Genomic DNA, 21,324 nt, shown 5'->3' with positions numbered 1-21,324 from the left:
TGTCCAGCAACGCGCCTTCGATCTGCTCGACCTGACACCCTCGCTGTAGGCAGCACGAAACACTTCGCAGTCAACAAATCCCTGCGATCACAACAACTTGCTCAATTCCCTCAGGGGTAACTTCGGATTAAGGATCGGCATCCCTCGGACCAAGGAGAGCGCGCATGAGCGTGCAGCTCAATCACACCATCGTCTGGTGCCGCGACCAGCAGAAGTCGGCTTCGTTCCTGGCCGACATCCTGGGCCAGCAGGCGCCGACCCGCTTCGGGCCGTTCCTGGTCGTGGAACTGGCCAACGGCGTGTCGCTGGACTACCACGAGACCGGCCGCGAGATCCGGCCGCAGCATTATGCCTTCCTGATCAGCGAGGCCGAGTTCGACCAGATCTTCGGCCGCATCCGCGCCGAGGGCATCCGGCACTGGGCCGACCCCGGGCAGACGCGCGCCGGCGAGATCAACCGCAATGACGGCGGCCGCGGCGTCTATTTCGAGGATCCCGACGGCCACCTGCTGGAGGTCATCACGCGCCCCTATGGCAGCGGCGTGTAGCGCTTCATGCCAGGCGCAGCAGCGGCACGGCGGCGGCGGCCAGCCCGATGGCGAGCAGCCGCAGGCGCGTGAACGGCTCGCGCAGCCAGACGATGGCGATCAGGATGGCGAAGATCGCGCTGGTGTCGCGCAGCGCCGCGGCAGGCGCGATGGGCGCGCGGGTCCACACCCACAGGATCAGCAGGTAGGACGCCACCGCGGCGATGGACAGCGGCACGGCCGCGGCGGCGTGCTGCGCCAGGACCTGCCATGGTCGCGACGCCTTGCGCTGCCACCACAGCATCAGCACCGCGTTGGTGATCGAGACGACGAAGCCGTAGGCCAGGGGCGAGCCGGCGCGCCGCACGCCTTGCGCATCGCACATGACATAGGCGGCGGTCGCGACGCCGGCCACCGCGATCCATCCTATCGCCGCGCGCGGCACGGCGCCGGGGCCGGCATTGCCCATGGCCAGCAGCAGCAGGGACAGCGATATCAGGCTGACGCCGGCCAGCCCGGCCAGGCTCAAGGTCTCGCCCGACAGCGCCGCCGCCAGCGGCACCACCAGCAGGACGCAAACCGCGCGCACCACGGGATAGGCGATGCCGAAGCCCGACGCCTCGTAGGCCCGCAGCAGGGCGGTGACGGCGATCAGGTTGCTGGTGGTCGATCCCGCGATCCATGGCCACGATGCCGTCGCCGGCAGCCCGGTCCAGAGCAGGCCGGGCAGCACGATCAGGGCGCTCATCGTCATCTGAGCCGTCATCATCTGCGGCGGCCGGGCGCTGGCCTTGACCGCGGCGTTCCAGCCGGCATGGAGCACGGCGCTCAACAGCGCGGCGGCGACGTGGATGGCGTCCATGGCTCAGTCGGGACGGTGATAGCGCGAGGTCATCGCGGCAGGTCCGTGCCGGCGGCCATCACCACGGCGTAGCGTGCCGGCTCGCGGGTGCGGTTGCGATAGGCTGTCGGCCGATCGAGGATGAAGGCAAGGCAGTCGCCGGTCGCAAGCTCATGCGCCTGCTCGCCGACGGTGACCTCGATCCGGCCGTCCAGCACCCAGACCTGGTGATGCGCCGGCGTCTGGCGCGGCGCGGCATCATAGGCCACGCGCGCGCCGGCCGGGAAGGTGACCTCCACGATCTGGATCGGCGTGGGATAGAAGGGGGGCGATATGTTGCGGCGGACATAGCCCGAAGCCGGGTCGCGCCACGCCGTCTGGTCCGATCGGCGCGCCACGGGGCTGGCCGTGCCCGCCGGCGGCTCGAACAGCGACGCCAGGGTGATGTCGAGGGCCGCCGCCAGCTTTTCCAGCAGCACGGCTGTAGGGCTGGTCTCGCCGCGCTCGATCAGCGAGATCATGGACCGGCTGACACCACTGCGGTCAGCCAGCGCCTCGAGCGTGATGCCGCGGTCGGCCCGCAGCTGGCGCACCCGCGCCGCGATCTGCTGGTTGAGGTCCGGCTCGGCCATGGTTAAATTCCAGCATAATGGAAAACATGTCCATTACAATGGAATTCGAATCCCGAGCGCAGCGAGGGATCTCCTGCGAAAGACGCAGGAGATCCCTCGCTGCGCTCGGGATGACAATGCTCAGGAAATGTCGGGCCCGGGTGCTAGCGCTTCAGCATGCCCAGGGCGGCCAGCTCGTATCCCAGCCTGTCGCTGGCATCGTCGGCTTCTTCCTGGCTGTGGACATGGCGTGCGTCATGCAGGCGCCAAGCCACTTCGCGGATGCCCGGCCGAACGCGCAGCCTGTCCTTGCCGTCGATCCAGTCGATCGTCTGCCGGACCGTGTGCAGGACGACGCCGTTGCGGCCGCGAATGGCGAGCGGCCGCGTGAAGGCCACGTCGTCCGCCGATAAGGGGCTGCGCTGTTCGATCACGAGCGATGTTCCTGCGTTGCTGCCGGCGATAGCGTTGCGCGCCGTCATCGCTCTGTAAACATCGCCGCGGTGATTCCGCTGTGAAAAACACGGGCGAAAAATCACAGCCCGCATGCAGGTCGTCCGCCGATCCGGGCGCGCCCCTATACCTAGGTATATCGCCGCTGACCTGATGCCTGATGGCGATTCCGCCGGCGGCGCCTTAGATCATGGCCACCCCGTCCGCCGGACCTCCGGTCCGGCCGGACGGTCACTGCAAACCCTCCACCCACGCCTGACGACACGGGGCGACAGCACGCGCCATCGGGCGCGCCCGGCCGGGCCGCGCGGCGCCGCGCGGCGCGGCGGTGGCAGCCGGCACGAGGTGAGCCATGGCATTCCTGTCCGAAGGCGCCAAGGGTGCCCGGCCCGTCGTGCGCTTCGTGCGCGCCGGGGCGATGCCCAACTGGGCCGACCTGATCGCGCTGCTGCTGCTGGCGGCGGTGGCCGTGCTGATCATCCATGGCGCGGCCGAGATGAGCCGGCCGCTGGCACGGCTTGACGCCGAGCCGATCGTGCTCGACCCGGCGCGGCTGCCCGAGTACGCGCTGCGCACAACGCTGCGCATGTTCGCGGCGCTGGCGGCATCGTTGCTGTTCACCTTCACCGTCGCCACCCTGGCGGCCAGGAGCCGCAAGGCGGAGCTGGTGATCATCCCGGCGCTGGACATCCTGCAGTCGGTGCCGGTGCTGGGCTTCCTGACCTTCACCGTCACCTTCTTCATGGGCCTGTTCCCGGGCCGGCAGCTGGGCGTGGAGTGCGCGTCGATCTTCGCCATCTTCACCAGCCAGGCCTGGAACATGGTGTTCAGCTTCTACCAGTCGCTGCGCACCGTGCCGGCCGACCTCGACGAGGTCAGCCGCCAGTTCGGGTTCTCGGCGTGGCGGCGCTTCGTGCGCCTGGAGCTGCCGTTCGCGACGCCGGGCCTGGTGTGGAACACCATGATGTCGATGTCGGGCGGCTGGTTCTTCGTCGTCGCCTCGGAAGCCATCACCGTCGGCGACACCACGGTCAGCCTGCCGGGCATCGGCTCGTGGCTGGCCACGGCGATCGAGGCGAAGGACTTCGCGGCCGTGGGCTGGGCGGTGGCGGCGATGGCGGTCGTGATCGCGCTCTACGACCAGCTCGTGTTCCGCCCGATCGTGGCCTGGGCCGACAAGTTCCGCTTCGAGCAGACCGCTTCGCAGGTGCGTCCGCGCTCCTGGCTCTACGAGCTGGCACGGCGCGCGCGGCTGATGCGGCTGCTGGTGGCGGCGCTGGCCTGGCCCGGCCGGGCGCTGGCCGCGATCGAATGGCCGCTTCTGGCCCGCGCGCCGCATATGCGCCTGGGGGCGCGCGCGGCCCGCCTGCTGGACATGGCCTGGATCGCGCTCGTCATCCTGGGCTGCGTCGGCGCGGCCTGGCTGGTGGGCCGTTTCATCGCCGCCAGCCTGCGCTGGGGCGACGTGCTGCAGGCCTTCGGGCTGGGGCTTGCCACCATGGCGCGCGTGGCGCTGCTGATCGCGGTCGCGAGCCTGATCTGGGTGCCGATCGGGGTCTGGATCGGGCTGCGGCCGGCCTGGACCGAGCGGCTGCAGCCGATCGCGCAGTTCCTCGCCGCGTTCCCGGCCAACGTGCTGTTTCCGTTCGTGGTGATCGCCATCGCCGCGGCGCAGCTCGATCCCGACATCTGGCTGTCGCCGCTGATGGTGCTGGGCACGCAATGGTACATCCTGTTCAACGTCATCGCCGGCGCCAGCGCGCTGCCCACCGACATGAAGGACGCGGCCCGCATCTTCGGCATAAGCGGCTGGCAGTGGTGGCGCCGGCTCGTGCTGCCCGGGATCTTCCCGTACTACGTTACCGGCGCGCTCACTGCCTCGGGCGGATCGTGGAACGCCAGCATCGTGGCCGAGGCCGTGTCGTGGGGTGACACGCACCTGCAGGCGGCCGGGCTGGGCGCCTTCATCGCCAACGCCACGCAAGCCGGCGACTTCCCGCGCGTGGCGCTGGGCATCGCCGCGATGTCGGTCTTCGTCATCGCCTTCAACCGCGCCCTGTGGCGTCCGCTCTACCGCTTCGCCGAGCGCCGCCTGCGCCTCGATTGACTGGAGCCTGCCATGATCGTCACCCAGGACCATCGCTGCCTCGTCAAGGTCAACGACGTGCGCCATGTCTACGGCAAGCCCGGCGGCGCCGGCCTGCTGGTGCTCGACGATGTCGACCTTGCCCTGAACGACAATGAGATCGTGGGCCTGCTGGGCCGCTCCGGCTCGGGCAAGTCGACGCTGCTGCGCTCGATCGCCGGCCTCATCACGCCGTCGGAAGGCACCGTGACCTGGCTGCCGCCGGAGCCGGGCGGGGGGCCGGCGAGCGTCAGCATGGTGTTCCAGAGCTTCGCGCTGTTCCCCTGGCTCACGGTGCTGCAGAACGTCGAGGTCGGCCTCGAGGCCAAGCGCGTGCGGCCTGAGGAGCGCCGCCGCCGGGCGCTGGCGGCCATCGACATGATCGGGCTGGACGGCTTCGAGAGCGCCTATCCCAAGGAGCTGTCGGGCGGCATGCGCCAACGCGTCGGTCTGGCGCGCGCCCTTGTGGTCGACCCCGACATCCTGCTGATGGACGAGCCGTTCTCCGCGCTCGACGTGCTGACGGCCGAGACCTTGCGCACCGACCTGCTGGATCTGTGGTCGGAAGGGCGCATGCCGATCAGGTCGATCCTGATGGTGACGCACAACATCGAGGAGGCGGTGCTGATGTGCGACCGCATCCTGCTGTTCTCGTCCAACCCCGGCCGCGTCATGGCCGAGATCAAGGTCGACCTGACGCGGCCGCGCGACCGGCAGGATCCGTCGTTCCGCGCGCTGGTCGAGCACATCTACGTGCGCTTGACCGAGAAGGCGCCGCCGGAGGCGCGCGAGGGCCCGTTCCCGGGCACCGGCATCGGCATGGCGCTGCCGCAGGTGTCGACCAATTCGATGGCCGGACTGATCGAGGCCGTGAGCGCGGCGCCGCACAACGGCAAGGCCGACCTGCCGCATCTGGCCCAGGACCTGCGCTACGAGGCCGATGACCTGTTCCCGATCGCCGAGGTGCTGCAGCTGCTGCGCTTCGCCGAGCTGGCGGGCGGCGACCTGCGCCTGCTGCCGGCGGCGCGCCGCTATGCCGAGGCCGACGTCGATGCGCGCAAGCAGCTCTTCGCGCAGCATCTGCTGAACCACGTGCCGCTCGCCGCCCATATCCGGCGCGTGCTCGACGACCGCGCCACGCACACCGCGCCGGCGCGCCGGTTCCGCGACGAGCTCGAGGACTTCATGTCGCCCGAGTACGCCGCCCAGACACTCAAGGCGGTGACGCAATGGGGCCGCTACGGCGAGCTCTACGCCTTCGACGAGGCCGCCGATCTCTTCAGCCTCGACAACCCGGCCTGACCGTCACCTGCCGTCATCCCAAGCGCAGCGAGGGATCTCGTGCGCAGGACGCACGGTGCGCCAATCACGGGAGATCCCTCGCTGCGCTTGGGATGACGGCAGGTGCGGCAGTGCAGCCGTGTGCCATATGCGATAACGTTGCCGCAGGCAGGGGCGAAAGGGCAGGACATCGATGAAACGCATGCCGCTTGTTCTGCCCAAGGCCCCGCTTGCCGTGCTGCCCGTCGCGGTCGTCGTGCTGGCGCTCGGCATCTTCGTTGTCGACACCGTCACCGAGCTGGAGGTCGCCGTCGCGGTGTTCTACGTCGCCGTCGTCCTGGTCGCGATCGGCGCCTTCCGGCGCCGCGGCGTGATCCTGGTGTCCGTCGGCTGCATGGCGCTCACGGTGCTCAGCTACTTCCTGACGCCGGTGGGCGCGCCGCGGTCGGGCCTGATCAACAGCCTGATCAGCCTGGCCGCGATCGGCGTCACCACCTACCTGGCGCTGAAGATCGCCTCGGCCGAGGTCGCAATGCACGAGGCGCGTGCCCAGCTCGCGCATATCGCGCGCGTCATGACCCTAGGCGAGCTCACGGCCTCGATCGCGCACGAGGTCAACCAGCCGCTGGCCGCGGTCGTGACCAGCGGCAATGCCTGCCTGCGCTGGCTGGCGGCCGAGCCGCCCAATGTCGAGAAGGCGCAGCAGGCGGTGGGCCGCATCATCGCCGACGCCAATCGCGCCAGCGAGGTGATTGGCCGCGTGCGCCGACTGGCCAGGCCGGCGCCGCTGCGCAAGGAATGGCTGAACGTCAACGAGACCATCCAGGAGATCCTGGCGCTGGCCATGAGCGAGGCGGAGGGCGGCGACATCACGCTGAAGACCGAGTTCGCCGACGACCTGCCGCCGGTGCTGATGGACCGCATCCAGGTGCAGCAGGTGGTCCTCAACCTGGTGGTCAACGCGATCGAGGCCATGGCGGCCGGCGGCGGGCAGGCGCGGTCGCTCACCATCAGCACGGCCCGCGACGGGCCCAAGGCGGTGCGCGTCAGCGTCGCCGATACCGGCGTGGGCCTGGAGCCGGCAGCGCTGGCGCACGTCTTCGACGCCTTCTACACCACCAAGAAGGAGGGCATGGGCATCGGCCTGGCGATCAGCCGGTCGATCATCGAGGACCATGGCGGGCGCATATGGGCGACGGCGCAGCAAGGCGGCGGCGCCGTCTTCGCCTTCACGCTGCCGACCAGCCGGGCGGAGGTGTCGTGAGCGCGCCGGCCGCCACCGCCGGCGGCGACGCCGACCGGCCGATTGTCGTCGTGATCGACGACGACGCCTCGGTGCGCGCCGCGCTGGAGGACCTGCTGGGGTCCGTCGGCCTGCAGGTCCGCGTGTTCGGCTCGGTGCGGGAGTTCCTGGCCGCCGAGCGCGTCGATGCGCCCGGCTGCCTCGTGCTCGATGTCCGGATGCCGGGCCAGAGCGGGCTGGATTTCCAGCGCGAGATGTCGGGCGCCGGCATCCACCTGCCGGTGATCTTCATCACCGGCCATGGCGACATCCAGATGTCGGTGCGTGCGATGAAGGCGGGCGCCATCGAGTTCCTCGCCAAGCCGTTCCGCGACCAGGACCTGCTCGATGCGATCCAGCTCGGCATCGAGAAGGACCGGATCAGGCGCCGCGACGCGGCTGCGCTGGCCGAGCTGCGCGACCGCCATGCCAGCCTGAGCCCGGGTGAAAGCGCGGTGATGGCCCGCGTCGTCAGCGGCCTGCTGAACAAGCAGATCGCGGCCGAGCTCGATGTCAGCGAGATCACGGTCAAGGTCCGCCGTGGCCAGGTGATGCGCAAGATGAAGGCCAGGTCGCTGGCCGACCTGGTGAAGATCGCCGAGCGGCTGGGCATCGAGTAGCGCCACGGAGCGCGGGTCTCGGCCAGGCAGCGTGCGCTTGGGCTACTCCTGCGGCACCGTGCCCCATAGCCGCTCCAGGCGGGCATCGCGGCCGCAGCCCCAGCGGTAGTACGAGTATTTCAGCGGGTTCTTGCGATAGTAGTCCTGGTGGTAGTCCTCGGCCGGATAGAACGCGCCGGCCGGCAGGATGCGGGTGACGATCGGGCCGGGCAGCTTGCCGCTGCGCTCGAGCGCCGCTTTCGACGCTTCGGCGGCGGCGCGCTGCTGGTCATCGGCAACGAAGATCGCCGAGAGGTACTGCTCGCCCTTGTCGCAGAACTGGCCATGGGCATCGAGCGGATCGATGTTGCGCCAGAACACCTCCAGCAGCTTCTCGTAGCTGACGCGCGCCGGGTCGTATTCCACCCGCACCGCCTCGAGATGGCCGGTGCCGCCGGTCGACACCTGCTCATAGGTCGGGTTGGCCTGATGGCCGCCGGTATAGCCCGAGATGGTGGCGGTCACACCATCGAGCTTGTCGAATGGCGGCTCCATGCACCAGAAGCAGCCGCCGGCGAAAACGGCGACGGCCCGGGCGGGTGCCTGGGCGAACGATGGTGCCGTGGCCGCGAGGGCCAGCAGACAGGCGACGACGGCAAGCCGCAGGACATGCATGCAAGGCTCCTGGCAACGCGGTTGGCGCCACCATGGTGGGGCGCCTGTGATCGGACGGACTTGGATACCAGATCGTGCCTTCATTGCCGCTCACATCTGGTCGAGCCCGCCGTGATCGACGTGCCGAGTCCCGCATCGTAGAGTAGGGCCATGGACGACGGCCGGATCAAGATGATTGTCGAGTGGCTTGCCGACGGCGCGCGCACCGCGGCGGCGCCGCAGCTTGTGCTGCTCGACCTGTGCGAACGGATGGTCGAGGCTGGAGTGCCGCTGTGGCGGACGGCCGCCTTCGTGCGCACCCTGCACCCGCAGATCATGGGCCGCCGCTTCGTGTGGGTGCGGGATGCCGGTGTCACCATCTCGGAAGCGCCGCACGATCTGCTGACCACGCCGACATACCGCGACAGCCCCGTCGCCCGGGTCTGCCTCACCGGCCAGGGCCTGCGCCGCCGGCTGGCCGACCCGGCTTGCCCGATCGATCTCAACACCCTGGCCGAGCTGCGCGAGGAAGGTGTCACCGACTATGTCGCGACGCCCCTGATCTTCACCGACGGCGCCGTGCACGCGGCGACCTGGACCACGCGCGCGCCGGGCGGCTTCAGCGATGCGCATATCGCGGCCATCGAGAGCGTGGTGGCGCCGCTGGCGCGGGTCGCCGAGGTGCGTGCCTTGCGTCGCCTGGCCGGCAATCTGCTCGACACCTATGTCGGCCACCAGGCGGGCGAACGCATCCTCTCCGGCCACATCAGGCGAGGTGACTCGGAGGCGATCGCCGCGGCGATCTGGCTATCCGACATGCGCGGCTTCACGATGATGGCCGACCGGCTGCCGCCCAAGACCACGATCGACCTGCTGAACCGCTATTTCGACTGCCAGATCCCGGCCATCGCCGAACGCGGCGGCGAGGTGCTGAAGTTCATGGGCGACGGGTTGCTGGCGATCTTCCCGATCGAAGGCCGCGACACCGACGCCGTCTGCCGCCGCGCGCTCGATGCGGCGCGTCAGGCGCGCGAGGATATCGCCGGGCTCGACGGCTGGGACAACGGCACCAACGGCCCGCGCTTCGGTCTTGCCCTGCATCTTGGCGAGGTGCTGTACGGCAATATCGGCGGCGGCGAACGGCTGGACTTCACCTGCATCGGCCCGGCGGTGAACATGGCGGCGCGCATCGAGAGGCTCGCCGCCGCGCTGGGGCGCACCGTGCTGGCGTCGAGCCGCTTCGCGCGCGAATGCCAGGCCGACATGGCGGGTGTCGGCGACTTCGTGCTGCCGGGCATCAGCGAGACGCAGGCGATCTACGGCCTCGCCGAGGAGGCGAGCCGGTCGTGACGCTCAGGGCGCCACCAGGTTGCCCCCCAGCTTGCCCCAGCGCGTGACCCGCGCGATGCGCACCGCGATCACCGGCAGCGGCTCGATGCGCATCGCCGCGAGCTGCCGGTAGCGGGCGCGCAGCAGCGCCTGCGCCTGGTCGTGCTCGGCGCCGTCGGCCAGGATCTCGGCGCGTCCCCGCAGCATCACCCAGCCGAGCTGTGTCCAGTCCTCGTCATAATGGTCGACGACGACGGCGACCGCGGGGTTGTCGGTGATGTTGCGCAGCCGCTTCAGCGGCGGGCCGTCGCTGCGCTTGGGCTTCTGGTCGATCGTGATGTAGAGCGTGGCCTGCGCCAGCGCGAAGCAGACCGGCACGACATGCGGCGCGCCCTCGCGATCGGCCGTCGCCAGCCGTGCGACCCGTCGTGCTTCCAGGAACTGACGTTCGTCCGATGAGAACATGTGCGTGCCGGCCTCTGTTTTCCATTCACCGACGAGCAAAATCCTGACGCCAGGCGACGGTAGCGGAGGCGACGTGAAACGGCCAGCCTGCTCGCCGCCGCTATTGCCGGCCCGCAGCGCGCGGACTACCGTTCGGACGCCCTGGCCTGTGGATTGCAAGCCATCGATCGGACGACGCGGCAACGGCGTCGGCGATGGTAGTGGTGCGCCGGGCGCATTGGTCGCCTGATGGTTATCGCTGCGAAACCGGATGGGGAGAGACAGCATGTCTTCGACCAGGAACGTTCATGGCGGGCGCGGCCAAAGCCGTCGCCGCATCCTGAAGGTCGCCGCCGCAGCCGGTGCCGTCGCGGCGAGCGGCCCGTGGATCGTGCGCGATGCCCTGTCGTCGTCGGGCGAGCTCAACCTCCTGCACTGGGATGACGAGCTGCCCAATCCCGTGATCCCGGACTTCGAGAAGGCGACCGGGATCAAGGTCAAGAGCACGTCGTTCTCGCAGAACGAGGAGCAGATCAACAAGCTGCAGGCGACGCGGGGGCAGGGCTTCGACCTCTGCCAGCCCACGCATGATCGGGCGCCGCAGTTCGAGGAGATCGACGTCCTGCAGCCCTTCGACGAGAAGAAGCTGGCGCTCGACGCCATCGTGCCCGCGATGCTGTCGGCGTCGAAGACCAGCTGGACCTGGAAGGGCAGGCTCTACCACGTGCCGCATTGCTGGGGCACCGAGGCGATCGCCTGGCGCAACGACCTGACCAGGATCGAGCCCAAGGCGCTGTCCTACGGCACGCTGTGGAACGACGAGTACAAGGGCAAGGTGGTCGGGCGGCCGCATTCGCTGCTGCTGGGCATCGGCCTGTGGCTCGACGGCGAGGGCAAGCTGAAGTCGAACCGCATGCTCGATGCCTACAAGGACGAAGACGCGATGAAGAAGATCTACGACGTGCTGCTGAAGGAGGCCATCGCCCGCAAGCCGTGGATCAAGCAGTTCTGGGATTCGGCCGACAACACCAAGTCGGCCTTCATGTCCAACGGCTGCGTCATCGGCCAGACCTGGGACGGGCCGCCCATCAATCTCAAGAAGGCTGGCCAGCCGATCAGCTACATGGCGCCGAAGGAAGGTGCCATCGGCTGGGTCGACGGCTGGGCGCTGAGCAAGGCGGCCAGGAACATCGACCAGGCCTACGCCTTCCTGAAGTACCTGCACTCGCCGGAAGGGTCGGCCAAGGTGGCCGAGAACTCGGGCTATAATCCGGTCGCCAAAGGCGCCGAGAAGCTGCTCTCCGACAAGGCGCGCGCCATCTTCGACGAGGCCTACCTCAAGGGTGAGGCGCTTGACGGCATGTGGTGGCGTCCGATCGAGCCGTCATGGTTCGCCGAGCTGCGCACGCAGTATGCGGAGAAGTTCAAGGCGGCGTGAACGCGGCGAGCGCGCATGAGCGCGGATGTCGAGCTCGATGACGTGTCGGTGCGGTTCGGCCCGTTCCTGGCGGTCGATCGCGCTTCGCTGAAGATCGCGGGCGGCGAGTTCTTTTCCATCCTGGGGCCGTCCGGCTGCGGCAAGACCACGCTGCTGCGCACCATCTCGGGCTTCCTGCAGCCTTCGCAGGGGCGGGTGCGGATCGGCGGCCGGGACATGGCCGGCCTCGGCGCCAACAAGCGGCCGACGGCGCTGATCTTCCAGAACCTGGCGCTGTTCCCGCTGATGACCGTGGCCGACAATGTCGGCTACGGCCTGCGGGTGCGCGGTGTTGCGCGCGCCGAGCGTCGGCGGCGCGTGGATGCGCTGCTGCAGCTTGTCGCGCTGCCCGACCAGGGCGGCTCGCTGGTCAGCGAGCTCTCGGGCGGCCAGAAGCAGCGTGTCGCGATCGCCCGGGCCCTGGCGGTGGAGCCGCAGGTGCTGCTGCTCGACGAGCCGCTGTCGGCGCTGGATTTGCGGCTGCGCCAGCACATGCGCAGCGAGCTGCGCGCCATCCAGAAGCGGGTCGGCATCACCTTCATCTACATCACGCACGACCAGGGCGAGGCGCTCACCATGTCGGACCGCATCGCGGTGATGAACCGCGGCGTCATCGAACAGGTCGGGCCCGGCCGCGCCGTCTACGACGATCCCGCCACCGCCTTCGTCGCCTCGTTCGTCGGCGAGAACAACTGCTTCGAGGGGACGGTCGTGGAGACGGGCGACGGGCACGCCGTGGTCGAGACCGGCGTCGGGCGGCTGTCCGGGCGCCGGCGCAATGGCCTCGCGGTCGGCGACCGCGCGCTGGTCTTCGTGCGTCCCGAGGCCCTGCGCCTGGTGAGCGACGATGCGCCGGCGCCGATCGCCTGCGAGCTCTCGAGCTCGGCCTTCGAGGGCAACGCCACCCATTTGTTCGCGCGTGCACGCCAGGGCCAGCCGATCGTCGTGACGCTGTCGCGGCGCGACGAGGCAGGCGCGATGGCCCCTGGCCAGAAGCTCGGATTGGATTACGCGGCGCATGACGGCCTCGTGCTGCCGGCGAACGGCCATGGCGCGGACTGATCGTCGTTTCCGGCGCGGCCCGGCACGCTGGCGCGAGGCCCCGCCATGACCGGCCTTCGCGGCGTGCTGTTCGTTGGCCTTCCCGTTGCCGTCATCCTGGGCTTCTGGCTGCTGGCGCGCTGGGAATACCGGCACGGCCGCGACAGCCATCGACAGTCCTTCGTCGCCAGGAACGGCTGGCCGGTGGTGGCCTTCGTCGTCGCGGCCGTGGGCTTCTGGGCCCTGGTCATGATCGTGCTGCCGCAGCTCTACATGGTGGACTTCTCCTTCCATCCCAAGCTGCCGCCATCGCAGCGCGGCGGCCCGCGCGACGTCTACACCCTGGAGAACTACCGCTACTTCCTGTTCGGCTCGACGCGCTCGACGGCGAGCTGGAACGTGACGCACATCACCGCGTTCTGGCTGACGATCGCGGTCAGCATGTGCATCACCGTGCTCAACTTCGTGATCTGCTATCCGCTGGCCTATTTCATGGCGCAGGTCGGCACCGGCTCGCAGGTGCGCAAGCTGATGCTGCTGCTGATCATCCCCTACTGGGTCAACGAGCTGCTGCGCGCCTTCGCCTTCAACATCCTGTTCGGCACGTCGGGCGTGCTGAACGTGATCCTGCTGTGCACCGGCGTCATCGCCAGCCCGATCGACTTCATCGGCCAGGATATCGCCCTCTATTCCGGCCTGACCTACGCCTATCTGCTGGTGATGATGTTCCCGCTGTACAACGCGCTGGAAAGCCTCGATCACAACCAGATCGAGGCGGCGCGCGATCTCGGCGCGCCGTGGTGGCACGTCCATCTCCACGTGGTGATGCCGTTTGCCAAGCCAGGCATCGCCTCGGGCTGCACGCTGGTCTTCATGCTGTGCGCCGGGGCGCTGGCGGCGCCGCTGGTGCTGGGCGGGCCCAAGACGCTGTGGTTCACGCCGATCGTCTACGACCGCTTCTACCAGGCCTTCAACTGGAACCAGGGGGCGGCCTACGCCATCGTGCTGCTGCTCACGTGCATTCTCTTCGTGATGATGGTGATGCGCGTCTTCAGGGTCAGCTTGTCGGAGATCACGCGATGAGCGCCCGCACCGTGCAGCGCCTGATGATGGGCTTCTACGTCGTCTTGTTCTTCGGCTTTCTGTTCGGCCCGCTGCTGGTGATGGCGGTCACCGCCGTGAACACCGCGCAGTACCCGCAGGTGCTGCCGTTCGAGGGCTTCACGCTCGACTGGTTCGTCGTGCTGCTGGACGACCGCAATCTCGTCGACGGCATTCGCAACAGCATCTTGATCGGCGTCTTCGTCGTGCTGCTGTCGGTGCCGCTGGGGCTGGCCGGCGCCATCGTGATGACGCAGATCTACGACCGCGCCCGTTCGCTGTACTATCTTGTCGTCGTATCGCCCGTGCTGACGCCGGGGATCATCATCGGCATCTCGACCGTGATCTTCTGGCGCGATGTCGCCGACAGCATCGGGTCCGAAAGCGTCTATAGCGGCCTGTTCCTGGCCACGCTGGGGCAGTCGACCTTCATCTCCGCCTACTGCATGCTGATTTTCCTGTCGCGCCTGCAGCGCTTCGACCCGTCGCAGCGCGAGGCGGCGCTGGATCTCGGCGCCACCCACACCCAGGTGTTCTTTCACATCCTGCTGCCGTTCCTGAAGCCGGCGGTCTTCTCGGCTGCCCTCATCGCCTTCCTGTCCTCGTTCGAGAACTACAACACGACCACGTTCGCGATCCTGGCCGACAAGACCTTGACCACCGTGCTGGCCGGACGCGTGCGGCAGGGCACGACGCCCGCCATCAGCGCGCTGGCCGTGCTGATCATCGCCATCACGCTGGCGGGTGCCGTGCTGTACGAGGTGCTGCGCCGCATCGAGCAGCGCCGCGAGCAGGGCCGTGCGAAGGCCGCGGCCATGGCCGAGCGCGCCGAGGTCGCGGGCGGGCTGGCGCCGGCCGCGGCCCTGATGTCATCCTGAGGACGACGCTGAAGGAAATCTCAGTTCTTCAGCATCCCCGCGACCAGCGCCGGGACGTTGTGGCGGAACATCTTCTCGTAGGTGTCGGCCGGGCCGCCGGGCTTGGACAGCGCATCGACATAGAGCGACGGGCCGACGGCGCCACCGGCGTCGCGCGCGATCTGCTCGACCAGCTTCGGGTTGCTCATGTTCTCGATGAAGACCGCCTTGATGTGCTCGCGCTGCATCTGACGGATCAGGGCCGCGACCTGCTGTGCCGACGGTTCCTGGTCGGTGCTGATGCCGATGGGCGCAAGGAACTCCACGCCATAGGCCTTGGCGAAATACTGGAACGCATCGTGCCCGGTGATCACCTTGCGCTTGTCCGCCGGCACCGTCGCGATCTGGCTGCGCACCCAGTCGTCGAGCCCGGCCAGGCGGCGGTCGTAGTCGGCGCCGCGCTGGCGATAGGCGTCGGCGCTGGCCGGATCGGCTGCTGCCAGGCCGGCCACGATGTTGCGGACATAGAGCCGGCCGTTGGCGATGTCCTGCCAGGTGTGCGGGTCGGGCGCATCATGCGCGTGCTTGTGGCCGGATTTGCCTGAAGCGTCGAGCTGCAGCGGCTTGGCGATGCCGTCGGTGAGCACGATGCGCGTGCCCTTGAAGGGCGCCGCGCGCGCCAGCCGCTCGATCCAGCCCTCGAAGCCCAGGCCGTTGACGACCAGCACCTTGGCCGCGGCGACCGCCTTGGCGTTGCTGGGTGTCGGCTGGTAGGTGTGCGCGTCCTGGTCGGGGCCCACGATCGTCGTCACCTCGACGCGATCGCCGCCGACCTCGCGCAGCATGTCGCCGATGATCGAGAACGAGGCCACCGCCTGCAGCGTCTGCTGCTGCGCTGCCGCCGGCGACCCGGCCAGCAGCGCCGCGCCGCCCAGCAGCAGGGCGCGACGCGGAAGGGGCGAACGATCGGGCACGGAACGTCTCCAGGTTAAGCTGCATGATCCCTATTATGTTATAATATAACTATCACTGTCCAGCACTGCCCAGCGTATCCGGGGGCAGGCGCCGCACCAGGCCGGGCGTCAGCAGCGCCGCGGCCCCGGTGAAGGCGACCAGGGGCCACGCCGTGTCGGCCGGCAGCCACAGCACGGCCAGCGTGCCGGCCAGGCTGGTGATCACGCCTTGCAGGCAGTGGTAGATCGCGACCGCGGTCCCGGCGACATCGCCGAACGCCCGCAGCGCGCCGTTGGCGGTGACGGCGCAGGTGATCGAAATGCCCATGGCCGCGATCCACATCGGCGGCAGGAAGGCCCAGGTCGAGGGGAATGCCGTGAGCTGCCCGGCGGCCAGCAGGGTGGCGGCGGCCAGCAGCAGGCCCATGCCGCGCACCAGGCAGCCGCGCGAGCCCCAGCGCCGCGCCAGGGGCGCGGCCAAGCGGCTGGTGATGATCATGACCACGGCGACCGTGGCGAACAGCAGGCTGAAGGTCAGCGGCGCGAGCGCAAGCCGGCCCATCAGCACCAGCGGCGCGGTGGAGAAGTAGACGAAGAACGTTCCCAGCGCGGCGCTGAAGCCCAGGGTGTAGGTCCAGAACGGCGCGTGCCGCAGGATGGCGCCGACGCGCGCCAGCTTCACGCCGCTGCCGTCGGGCCGGCTCTCGGGCCAGCGCAGCAGGGCCTGCAGCAAGGCGGCGAGGCCCAGCCCCGCGAGCATCAGGAAGATCGCGCGCCAGCCCAGCGCCTGATCGATCACGGCGCCCAGCACCGGGCCGACGGCAGGCACGAATGCCAGCATCGCGCCCAGCATGGCGTAGATCGCGACACCGTCGGGATGGTCGGCATAGACGTCGCGCACGGTGGCGAAGGTCGCGACCAGGGCGGCGGCGCCGCCGGCGGCCTGGGCAACACGCCAAACCACGAAGGCCGGCGCCCACGTCGTGTACGCCATCGCCGCCGAGGCGACGGCGAACAGCAACGCGCCGCCCAGCAGCACCGGCCGCCGGCCGATGCGATCCGACAGGGGGCCGAACAGCATCTGCCCGACGCCGAGCACCACCATGTAGAGGCTGAGCGTGAGCTGCACGGTGGCGGGCGTGGTGGACAGGATCGCCGGCATGCGCGGCACCACCGGCAGGTAGACATCCATGCCCAGCGAGGCCAGCAGGTCGAAAGGCGCCATCAGCAGCAGCGCCGCTGGCAGGGAACAGGTCCAGGTCCTGGAAGCAGGCACGACAAAACTCCGCACGAAAGGATTCGGCGGCGCTCATCGGCCGGGACGGGGAGGCACCCTGGCGGTGGAACGCCGCAACAACACGGTCGGTTGTTGCGGCTCAGCGGGTTGCGGTGCTGTCGGCCTTCATCGGAAGCACATGGACGCGAGGGTGCGCATCTAGCGCGATCCCGGCGGCCGGCGTCAAGCGTCGCCAAGCGTACCGGGCGGGAGAGGCTTCCGGGTCTCTCGCCATATCCGGGATGACGGCAGCGTCAGCCGCCGGCCTCCTTCTTCTTGGCTTCGTCGATTTCCTTCTGCTTGGCCTGAGCCTTTTCAGCGTCCTTGGAGAGCTGGGCGGCCTGGGCCTGGGCGGCGGCCGGATCGAAGGCCGGGCCGCCCGACGTGCCGTCGCCGATCAGCACCGTGAAGCAGCCCATGACCACGAAGCCGCCATGGGAAGTCGTATCGACGAGGATGCGGACCGCCATCAGGTTGTTGACGAGAACCACCGGCGAGCCCTTCACCAGGATGTCGGGTGGCCCCACGCACATTGCCTTGTCGGTGATGCGCGCCTGCGGCAGGCTGCCCGTGAGGACGTTGATCGAGCATGTCGGCAGCACCGGCCCGCCGACATGCGGCACAGGCCCGTTCGACATCGGGCACGCATGCATATCCGTCAATCGGGCAGCGGGCATCTGTGGCATGTCGGCTCCTTCCCCTTGGTGGAGCGATCACTCACCCGCACAATGTACACGCGAACCTGACGGTTGGCCAGGGAGATGGCAACGCCTCGGTAATATCGTCGCGACACGGTGACTGTCGGCTACGCCGGCAACTCGTATCCTGCTGCCGCCTCGTCGGCGATCGTGCGCTGCACGGCGGGGCGCGCCATCATCCGTTCGTAGTGGGCGTAGAGGCTCGAAAAGGCGGCGCGGTCGGGCGTGTGCGATCCCACCAGGCGCCAGAACAGGCGAAAGAGATGGATGTCGGCGATCGTGTAGCGGCCGACGGCCCAGGTGCTGCCGCCCAGCCGCTGCTCGGCCAGCGCCCAGGCGGCGTGCGCGGCCGCGGGGCCGCGTCGGCGCGCCGGATGCAGCGTCGCGGCGATGAACGACATCCACGACACGACCTGCGCTTCGGCCTCGGGGTCGTCGGTGGGCAGCAGCCCCGCTTCGGGATGGCGCCGCGCCAGGTAGTAGAGGATTCCCGCCACCTCGGTCAGCGGCCGCCCCTCGATCAGCAGCGTCGGGACCTTGCCTTCGGGATTGATGGCGAGGAAGTCCGGGTCGCGTTGCTCCTTGCGCGCGAACGACACGATGCGCCGCTCGAACGGCACCCCGATCTCGTTCAATGCGATATGCGGCGCCATCGAGCTCGAGCCGGGCGCCATGTAGAGCGTGAGCATCGCCGCCTCCGGGTGTGATCACCGGCGGTCAGCCTACCCGAATCTGTCATCCCGAGCGAAGCGAGGGATGACGTGCCGCTAGAAGGTGAAGCGCGCGCCCAGGGTGACGTTGATGCCAGGCAGGGGCACCGAGTCCTTGATGAAGGACGTGTGCACGATCGCCTTCTGGTTCAGCAGGTTGTTGGCGCGCAGGTAGAGCTCGTAGCCGCTCAGCGGCCACAGCGTGCCGCCGAACGACACGCCGGCATTGAGCATGTCGTAGCCGGGGGTGCGGGTCTCGAACGCCGCCACGTCGCCCTGGGTGAAGACGTGGTAGTATTGGACATAGGCCTTCCAGCGGTCCCACCTGGCGTCGATGCGGCTGCCGATGCGGCCCGGCGGGATGCGCGGCAGGTTGCCGCCGCCATGGCTGATCCTGGCCCGCACATAGTCGCCGAAGACCGAGACGTCGATGGCGTCGGTGACGGCGTATTTGACGTCGGCTTCGACGCCGTAGAACACCGCGTCCTGCTGGCGGAAGTTCACCACCCGCAGATCGTCGATCACCTCGCCGGTGTCGGCGGCGAAGATGAAGTCGCGCACGGCATTGCGGTAGAGGCTGACACCGAACTGCAGCGCGCCGGTCTTCTTGCGCAGGCTGAGCTCGAGGTTGTGCGAGGTCTCGACCTTGAGCCGCGGATCGCCGATCTCGAACTGCCCGGTCGCGACATGCGGGCCGTCGGCATACAGCTCCTCGGCCGTGGGCAGGCGCTGCGAGCGCGAGAACGTGACGCCGACCGTGTAGCCCGGCGTGAAATCCCACATCAGGCCCAGCGAGGCCGAGAAGCCGTTGTGGCTGCGGTCGGGCTGATCGCTCCTGACATCGATGTGCTGCCATTCGTAGCGCAGCCCGCCTTCGATGTAGAAGCTGTCCCAGCTGTAGCGCTCGAGCAGGAACAGCGCGTAGTTGCGCGTCAGCGTCGGCGCGATGAAGGCCTCGTCGCCCAGCGCCTTGAAGTCGCGCCAGAAGCCGGATGCGCCGAGCACGCCCTTCAGGCCGCCGATCGGGTCGTGCACGACCTCCAGCCGCGTGTCGGTGCCGTTGTTCTTGAACGTCGTGCCGACAACACTCTCCTCGATCTCCTTGTGCTGGTAGTTCACATGCCCCAGCCGGAAGCGGATCTTCTCGATGCCGGGCAGCGGCTCGACCAGCTCGCTGCGCACATCCAGGCGTTGGCTGTGCATCCTGATGAAGGTCGTCTCCTCGCTGGGGATGCCGTACGCGCTCCGCTGGTCCGAGAACGCGGCGCCGAGATAGCCCCAGTCGCCGATCCATGAAGCGCCGGTGCTCCAGCTCGTGGTGTCGTTGAACGAGTTGCGCACGCGCCGTGACGGCGGGTCGCCGAATTTCTTCGCCGTGAAGTAGTCGTCGCTGAGCCGGTGCAATCCCTCCAGCCGCAGCGCCACGCCGGGCACGCCGACGGTGAAGCCCAGCATGCCGGTCATCTCCGATGAGTTCGGGTTGCCGCGCAGCTCGCCTTCGCCCTCGTAGCCCTTGTCCGGCACCTTCGTGGGGATGCGGCTGTCGAGCACGTTGACCACGCCGCCGATCGCGCCGCCGCCATAGAGCAGGGTGGCGGGGCCCTTGAGGATCTCGATCTGGCGGGCCAGGAACGGCTCGCTGGCGACGGCATGGTCGGGGCTGACGCTGGCGGCATCCAGCACGTCGACGCCGTCCGACAGCACACGCACGCGCGGGCCGTCCATGCCGCGGATGATAGGGCGGCTGGCGCCGGGCCCGAACTGTGTCGAGGCGACGCCGGGCACGTCCTTCACCGTCTCGCCGAGGCTCGACTGGCGCTGCCGGCGCAGCGCATCGCCGGCCAGCACGGTGGCCGGCGTCGCGATGTCCTCGATGCCGCGCGACAACGGGCTTGCCGTCACCTGCAGCGGCGGCAGCGTCGGGGCGGTTTCCGGCGATGACGGTGTCGCCGGCGTTGACGGCGGCGCGGCGAGATCGACCGTCGCGGCGCCGGTGCCGGCTGCGATCGTCCGCTCCAGGCGGGCGCCGCCCGGCATCACGATCTCGATCACCGTGGCATCGGGCCGGTCGGGCAGGCGGGTGGTCCCCGCGGCGTCGGTGACATAGGTGCCACGCTCGCCCTTGATCGACACTTGCGCGCCCGCCACCGGCCCGGCGCCATCACGGACTGCAACATCACGGGCCGCCACCAACGCAGGCCACGAAACCAGCGCACCGGCCGCGGCAGCCACGGCCATTCGCCCCAACGCCATTCAACTCTCCCCGGATGGAAATGTTATGATATATCATAACTACAACACGATGAACGTAAAGAGCGATTTCGGACCGATGTGCATCACGCTACGAATGCTGACGTCATCCCGCTGTGATCAGCGGGTCCCGGCCTCATGCTGCGGGTTCGCCATGCCGGCTGTTGGTTCGAGTCGCGCCAGTCTTCAGGCCCCACTGTCATCCCGAGCACCTCGCTGCGCTCGGGATGACAGTGGCGGGATAGCAGCTTCGTTCCTGCTGCTTGCCCTGGTGTGCGCCGCGCTGCCGACGCAGGCGCAGGAGGCGCCGGCGGTGATGCCGCGTTTGCCGGTGGACCTGTCGCCGTGGGGCATGTTCAACAACGCCGACATTGTGGTGAAGGCGGTGATGATCGGCTTGGCGGCGGCCTCGGTGGTCACCTGGACGGTGTGGCTGGTCAAGACCCTGGAGCTGGCGTCGGCGTGGCGTCAGGCGCGTCAGGCGCTGGTGGCGCTGGAAGATGCGCCGACGCTGGCCGAGGCGACGGTTCGGGTCGGCAGCGAGCGCGCGACGGTGCCGGCGCTGGTGCGCGCCGCATCGACCGAGGTGCGGCTGTCGGGCGATCTGCTGGCCAAGGGCGTCAAGGAGCGGGTGGTGTCGCGGCTGGAGCGGATCGAGGCGGCGGCCGGCCGCAGCATGACGCGCGGTACCGGGATCCTGGCCACCATCGGCTCGACGGCGCCGTTCATCGGCCTGTTCGGCACGGTGTGGGGGATCATGAACAGCTTCATCGGCATCTCCAAGGCGCAGACGACGAACCTGGCGGTGGTGGCGC

Annotated in this window: 21 protein-coding genes; 11 read left to right on the top strand and 10 right to left on the bottom strand. The window is 68.9% G+C overall.

Annotation, left to right across the window (positions count from 1 at the left end; all coding sequences use genetic code 11):
* The first annotated feature begins 164 nt into the window (after positions 1–164).
* On the top strand, positions 165–548 hold the full coding sequence (locus FHP25_RS39270; RefSeq protein WP_147852464.1) for a VOC family protein: 384 nt from the start codon (positions 165–167) through the stop codon (positions 546–548).
* 4 nt (positions 549–552) lie between these two features.
* Here FHP25_RS39270 and FHP25_RS39265 read toward each other — a convergent pair whose 3' ends face one another.
* From FHP25_RS39265 to FHP25_RS39255, 3 genes are all read right to left on the bottom strand, one after another.
* Positions 553–1,389 carry an EamA family transporter gene (locus FHP25_RS39265; protein ID WP_147852463.1) on the bottom strand — a complete coding sequence of 279 codons (837 nt, stop codon included), beginning with the start codon at positions 1,387–1,389 and terminating at the stop codon, positions 553–555.
* 29 nt (positions 1,390–1,418) lie between these two features.
* Positions 1,419–2,000, bottom strand: coding sequence for a helix-turn-helix domain-containing protein (locus FHP25_RS39260; protein WP_147852462.1), 582 nt, complete (start codon positions 1,998–2,000; stop codon positions 1,419–1,421).
* 143 nt (positions 2,001–2,143) lie between these two features.
* Positions 2,144–2,527: a hypothetical protein gene (locus tag FHP25_RS39255; RefSeq protein ID WP_147852461.1), complete on the bottom strand. Its 384-nt coding sequence runs from the start codon at positions 2,525–2,527 to the stop codon at positions 2,144–2,146.
* A gap of 257 nt (positions 2,528–2,784) precedes the next feature.
* On the opposite strand from FHP25_RS39255, the gene FHP25_RS41205 reads away from it, so the two are divergent.
* From FHP25_RS41205 to FHP25_RS39240, 4 genes are all read left to right on the top strand, one after another.
* Entirely contained in the window at positions 2,785–4,539 is a 1,755-nt protein-coding gene (locus FHP25_RS41205) for an ABC transporter permease (protein ID WP_178134123.1), read from the top strand.
* Between the two features lie 12 nt (positions 4,540–4,551).
* Positions 4,552–5,859 carry an ABC transporter ATP-binding protein gene (locus FHP25_RS41200; RefSeq protein WP_178134122.1) on the top strand — a complete coding sequence of 436 codons (1,308 nt, stop codon included), beginning with the start codon at positions 4,552–4,554 and terminating at the stop codon, positions 5,857–5,859.
* A gap of 181 nt (positions 5,860–6,040) precedes the next feature.
* The gene (locus tag FHP25_RS39245) at positions 6,041–7,102 is read left to right on the top strand and encodes a sensor histidine kinase (protein ID WP_147852460.1); all 1,062 of its coding nucleotides are present in this window, start codon (positions 6,041–6,043) and stop codon (positions 7,100–7,102) included.
* On the top strand, positions 7,099–7,740 hold the full coding sequence (locus FHP25_RS39240) for a response regulator transcription factor (RefSeq protein ID WP_231712637.1): 642 nt from the start codon (positions 7,099–7,101) through the stop codon (positions 7,738–7,740). Before FHP25_RS39245 ends, FHP25_RS39240 begins: the two co-directional genes overlap by 4 nt.
* A 42-nt stretch (positions 7,741–7,782) precedes the next feature.
* On the opposite strand, the gene msrA is transcribed toward FHP25_RS39240, so the two are convergent.
* Positions 7,783–8,394 (bottom strand): peptide-methionine (S)-S-oxide reductase MsrA, encoded by a 612-nt coding sequence (gene msrA / locus FHP25_RS39235; protein WP_147852458.1) that lies wholly within the window; start codon positions 8,392–8,394, stop codon positions 7,783–7,785.
* A gap of 150 nt (positions 8,395–8,544) precedes the next feature.
* Between msrA and FHP25_RS39230 the strand changes: the two genes are divergently transcribed.
* Positions 8,545–9,723 carry an adenylate/guanylate cyclase domain-containing protein gene (locus FHP25_RS39230; RefSeq protein WP_147852457.1) on the top strand — a complete coding sequence of 393 codons (1,179 nt, stop codon included), beginning with the start codon at positions 8,545–8,547 and terminating at the stop codon, positions 9,721–9,723.
* Positions 9,724–9,726: 3 nt separating this feature from the next.
* Here FHP25_RS39230 and FHP25_RS39225 read toward each other — a convergent pair whose 3' ends face one another.
* The gene (locus FHP25_RS39225; RefSeq protein WP_147852456.1) at positions 9,727–10,167 is read right to left on the bottom strand and encodes a TIGR03668 family PPOX class F420-dependent oxidoreductase; all 441 of its coding nucleotides are present in this window, start codon (positions 10,165–10,167) and stop codon (positions 9,727–9,729) included.
* A gap of 265 nt (positions 10,168–10,432) precedes the next feature.
* On the opposite strand from FHP25_RS39225, the gene FHP25_RS39220 reads away from it, so the two are divergent.
* From FHP25_RS39220 to FHP25_RS39205, 4 genes are read left to right on the top strand one after another with little or no spacing between them, the layout of a single operon-like run.
* Entirely contained in the window at positions 10,433–11,584 is a 1,152-nt protein-coding gene (locus tag FHP25_RS39220) for an extracellular solute-binding protein (RefSeq protein ID WP_218578969.1), read from the top strand.
* A gap of 15 nt (positions 11,585–11,599) precedes the next feature.
* Complete coding sequence (locus FHP25_RS39215; protein WP_147852454.1) at positions 11,600–12,685, top strand: ABC transporter ATP-binding protein; 1,086 nt, start codon at positions 11,600–11,602, stop codon at positions 12,683–12,685.
* A gap of 45 nt (positions 12,686–12,730) precedes the next feature.
* On the top strand, positions 12,731–13,747 hold the full coding sequence (locus tag FHP25_RS39210; protein ID WP_147852453.1) for an ABC transporter permease: 1,017 nt from the start codon (positions 12,731–12,733) through the stop codon (positions 13,745–13,747).
* Entirely contained in the window at positions 13,744–14,643 is a 900-nt protein-coding gene (locus FHP25_RS39205) for an ABC transporter permease (RefSeq protein WP_147852452.1), read from the top strand. The genes FHP25_RS39210 and FHP25_RS39205 overlap by 4 nt, the downstream gene beginning before the upstream one ends.
* A 20-nt stretch (positions 14,644–14,663) precedes the next feature.
* Here FHP25_RS39205 and FHP25_RS39200 read toward each other — a convergent pair whose 3' ends face one another.
* The 5 genes from FHP25_RS39200 to FHP25_RS39180 all read right to left on the bottom strand — a co-directional run bounded on the left by FHP25_RS39200 (position 14,664) and on the right by FHP25_RS39180 (position 20,512).
* Entirely contained in the window at positions 14,664–15,596 is a 933-nt protein-coding gene (locus tag FHP25_RS39200; protein ID WP_147852451.1) for a metal ABC transporter solute-binding protein, Zn/Mn family, read from the bottom strand.
* Between the two features lie 52 nt (positions 15,597–15,648).
* A complete protein-coding gene (gene cml, locus FHP25_RS39195) occupies positions 15,649–16,851 on the bottom strand; it encodes a CmlA/FloR family chloramphenicol efflux MFS transporter (RefSeq protein WP_269434426.1) in 1,203 nt (400 codons plus the stop codon).
* 254 nt (positions 16,852–17,105) lie between these two features.
* Positions 17,106–17,489: a PAAR domain-containing protein gene (locus FHP25_RS39190; protein WP_231712636.1), complete on the bottom strand. Its 384-nt coding sequence runs from the start codon at positions 17,487–17,489 to the stop codon at positions 17,106–17,108.
* A 167-nt stretch (positions 17,490–17,656) separates the two neighbouring features.
* Positions 17,657–18,238 (bottom strand): glutathione S-transferase family protein, encoded by a 582-nt coding sequence (locus FHP25_RS39185; RefSeq protein ID WP_147852449.1) that lies wholly within the window; start codon positions 18,236–18,238, stop codon positions 17,657–17,659.
* Between the two features lie 78 nt (positions 18,239–18,316).
* Positions 18,317–20,512 (bottom strand): TonB-dependent receptor, encoded by a 2,196-nt coding sequence (locus tag FHP25_RS39180; protein WP_147852448.1) that lies wholly within the window; start codon positions 20,510–20,512, stop codon positions 18,317–18,319.
* A 94-nt stretch (positions 20,513–20,606) separates the two neighbouring features.
* On the opposite strand from FHP25_RS39180, the gene exbB reads away from it, so the two are divergent.
* Positions 20,607–21,324, top strand: a 718-nt coding sequence (exbB, locus tag FHP25_RS39175) for a tonB-system energizer ExbB (protein WP_218578967.1), incomplete at its 3' end; no start/stop codon positions are given.

Origin of the sequence: Vineibacter terrae, assembly GCF_008039615.1 — a bacterium.
In the GTDB taxonomy this organism is placed as follows: Bacteria; Pseudomonadota; Alphaproteobacteria; order Reyranellales; family Reyranellaceae; genus Vineibacter; species Vineibacter terrae.
Note: the sequence above shows the minus strand (reverse complement) of the source record. Positions and strands in the feature narration are given on the sequence as shown.

Coding starts and splice junctions, on each gene's coding strand:
- FHP25_RS39270 (WP_147852464.1), top strand. CDS start 165: ATGAGCGTGCAGCTCAATCACACCATCGTCTGGTGCCGCGACCAGCAG.
- FHP25_RS39265 (WP_147852463.1), bottom strand. CDS start 1,389: ATGGACGCCATCCACGTCGCCGCCGCGCTGTTGAGCGCCGTGCTCCAT.
- FHP25_RS39260 (WP_147852462.1), bottom strand. CDS start 2,000: ATGGCCGAGCCGGACCTCAACCAGCAGATCGCGGCGCGGGTGCGCCAG.
- FHP25_RS39255 (WP_147852461.1), bottom strand. CDS start 2,527: ATGCGGGCTGTGATTTTTCGCCCGTGTTTTTCACAGCGGAATCACCGC.
- FHP25_RS41205 (WP_178134123.1), top strand. CDS start 2,785: ATGGCATTCCTGTCCGAAGGCGCCAAGGGTGCCCGGCCCGTCGTGCGC.
- FHP25_RS41200 (WP_178134122.1), top strand. CDS start 4,552: ATGATCGTCACCCAGGACCATCGCTGCCTCGTCAAGGTCAACGACGTG.
- FHP25_RS39245 (WP_147852460.1), top strand. CDS start 6,041: ATGCCGCTTGTTCTGCCCAAGGCCCCGCTTGCCGTGCTGCCCGTCGCG.
- msrA (WP_147852458.1), bottom strand. CDS start 8,394: ATGCATGTCCTGCGGCTTGCCGTCGTCGCCTGTCTGCTGGCCCTCGCG.
- FHP25_RS39230 (WP_147852457.1), top strand. CDS start 8,545: ATGGACGACGGCCGGATCAAGATGATTGTCGAGTGGCTTGCCGACGGC.
- FHP25_RS39225 (WP_147852456.1), bottom strand. CDS start 10,167: ATGTTCTCATCGGACGAACGTCAGTTCCTGGAAGCACGACGGGTCGCA.
- FHP25_RS39220 (WP_218578969.1), top strand. CDS start 10,433: ATGTCTTCGACCAGGAACGTTCATGGCGGGCGCGGCCAAAGCCGTCGC.
- FHP25_RS39215 (WP_147852454.1), top strand. CDS start 11,600: ATGAGCGCGGATGTCGAGCTCGATGACGTGTCGGTGCGGTTCGGCCCG.
- FHP25_RS39210 (WP_147852453.1), top strand. CDS start 12,731: ATGACCGGCCTTCGCGGCGTGCTGTTCGTTGGCCTTCCCGTTGCCGTC.
- FHP25_RS39205 (WP_147852452.1), top strand. CDS start 13,744: ATGAGCGCCCGCACCGTGCAGCGCCTGATGATGGGCTTCTACGTCGTC.
- FHP25_RS39190 (WP_231712636.1), bottom strand. CDS start 17,489: ATGTCGAACGGGCCTGTGCCGCATGTCGGCGGGCCGGTGCTGCCGACA.
- FHP25_RS39185 (WP_147852449.1), bottom strand. CDS start 18,238: ATGCTCACGCTCTACATGGCGCCCGGCTCGAGCTCGATGGCGCCGCAT.
- FHP25_RS39180 (WP_147852448.1), bottom strand. CDS start 20,512: ATGGCGTTGGGGCGAATGGCCGTGGCTGCCGCGGCCGGTGCGCTGGTT.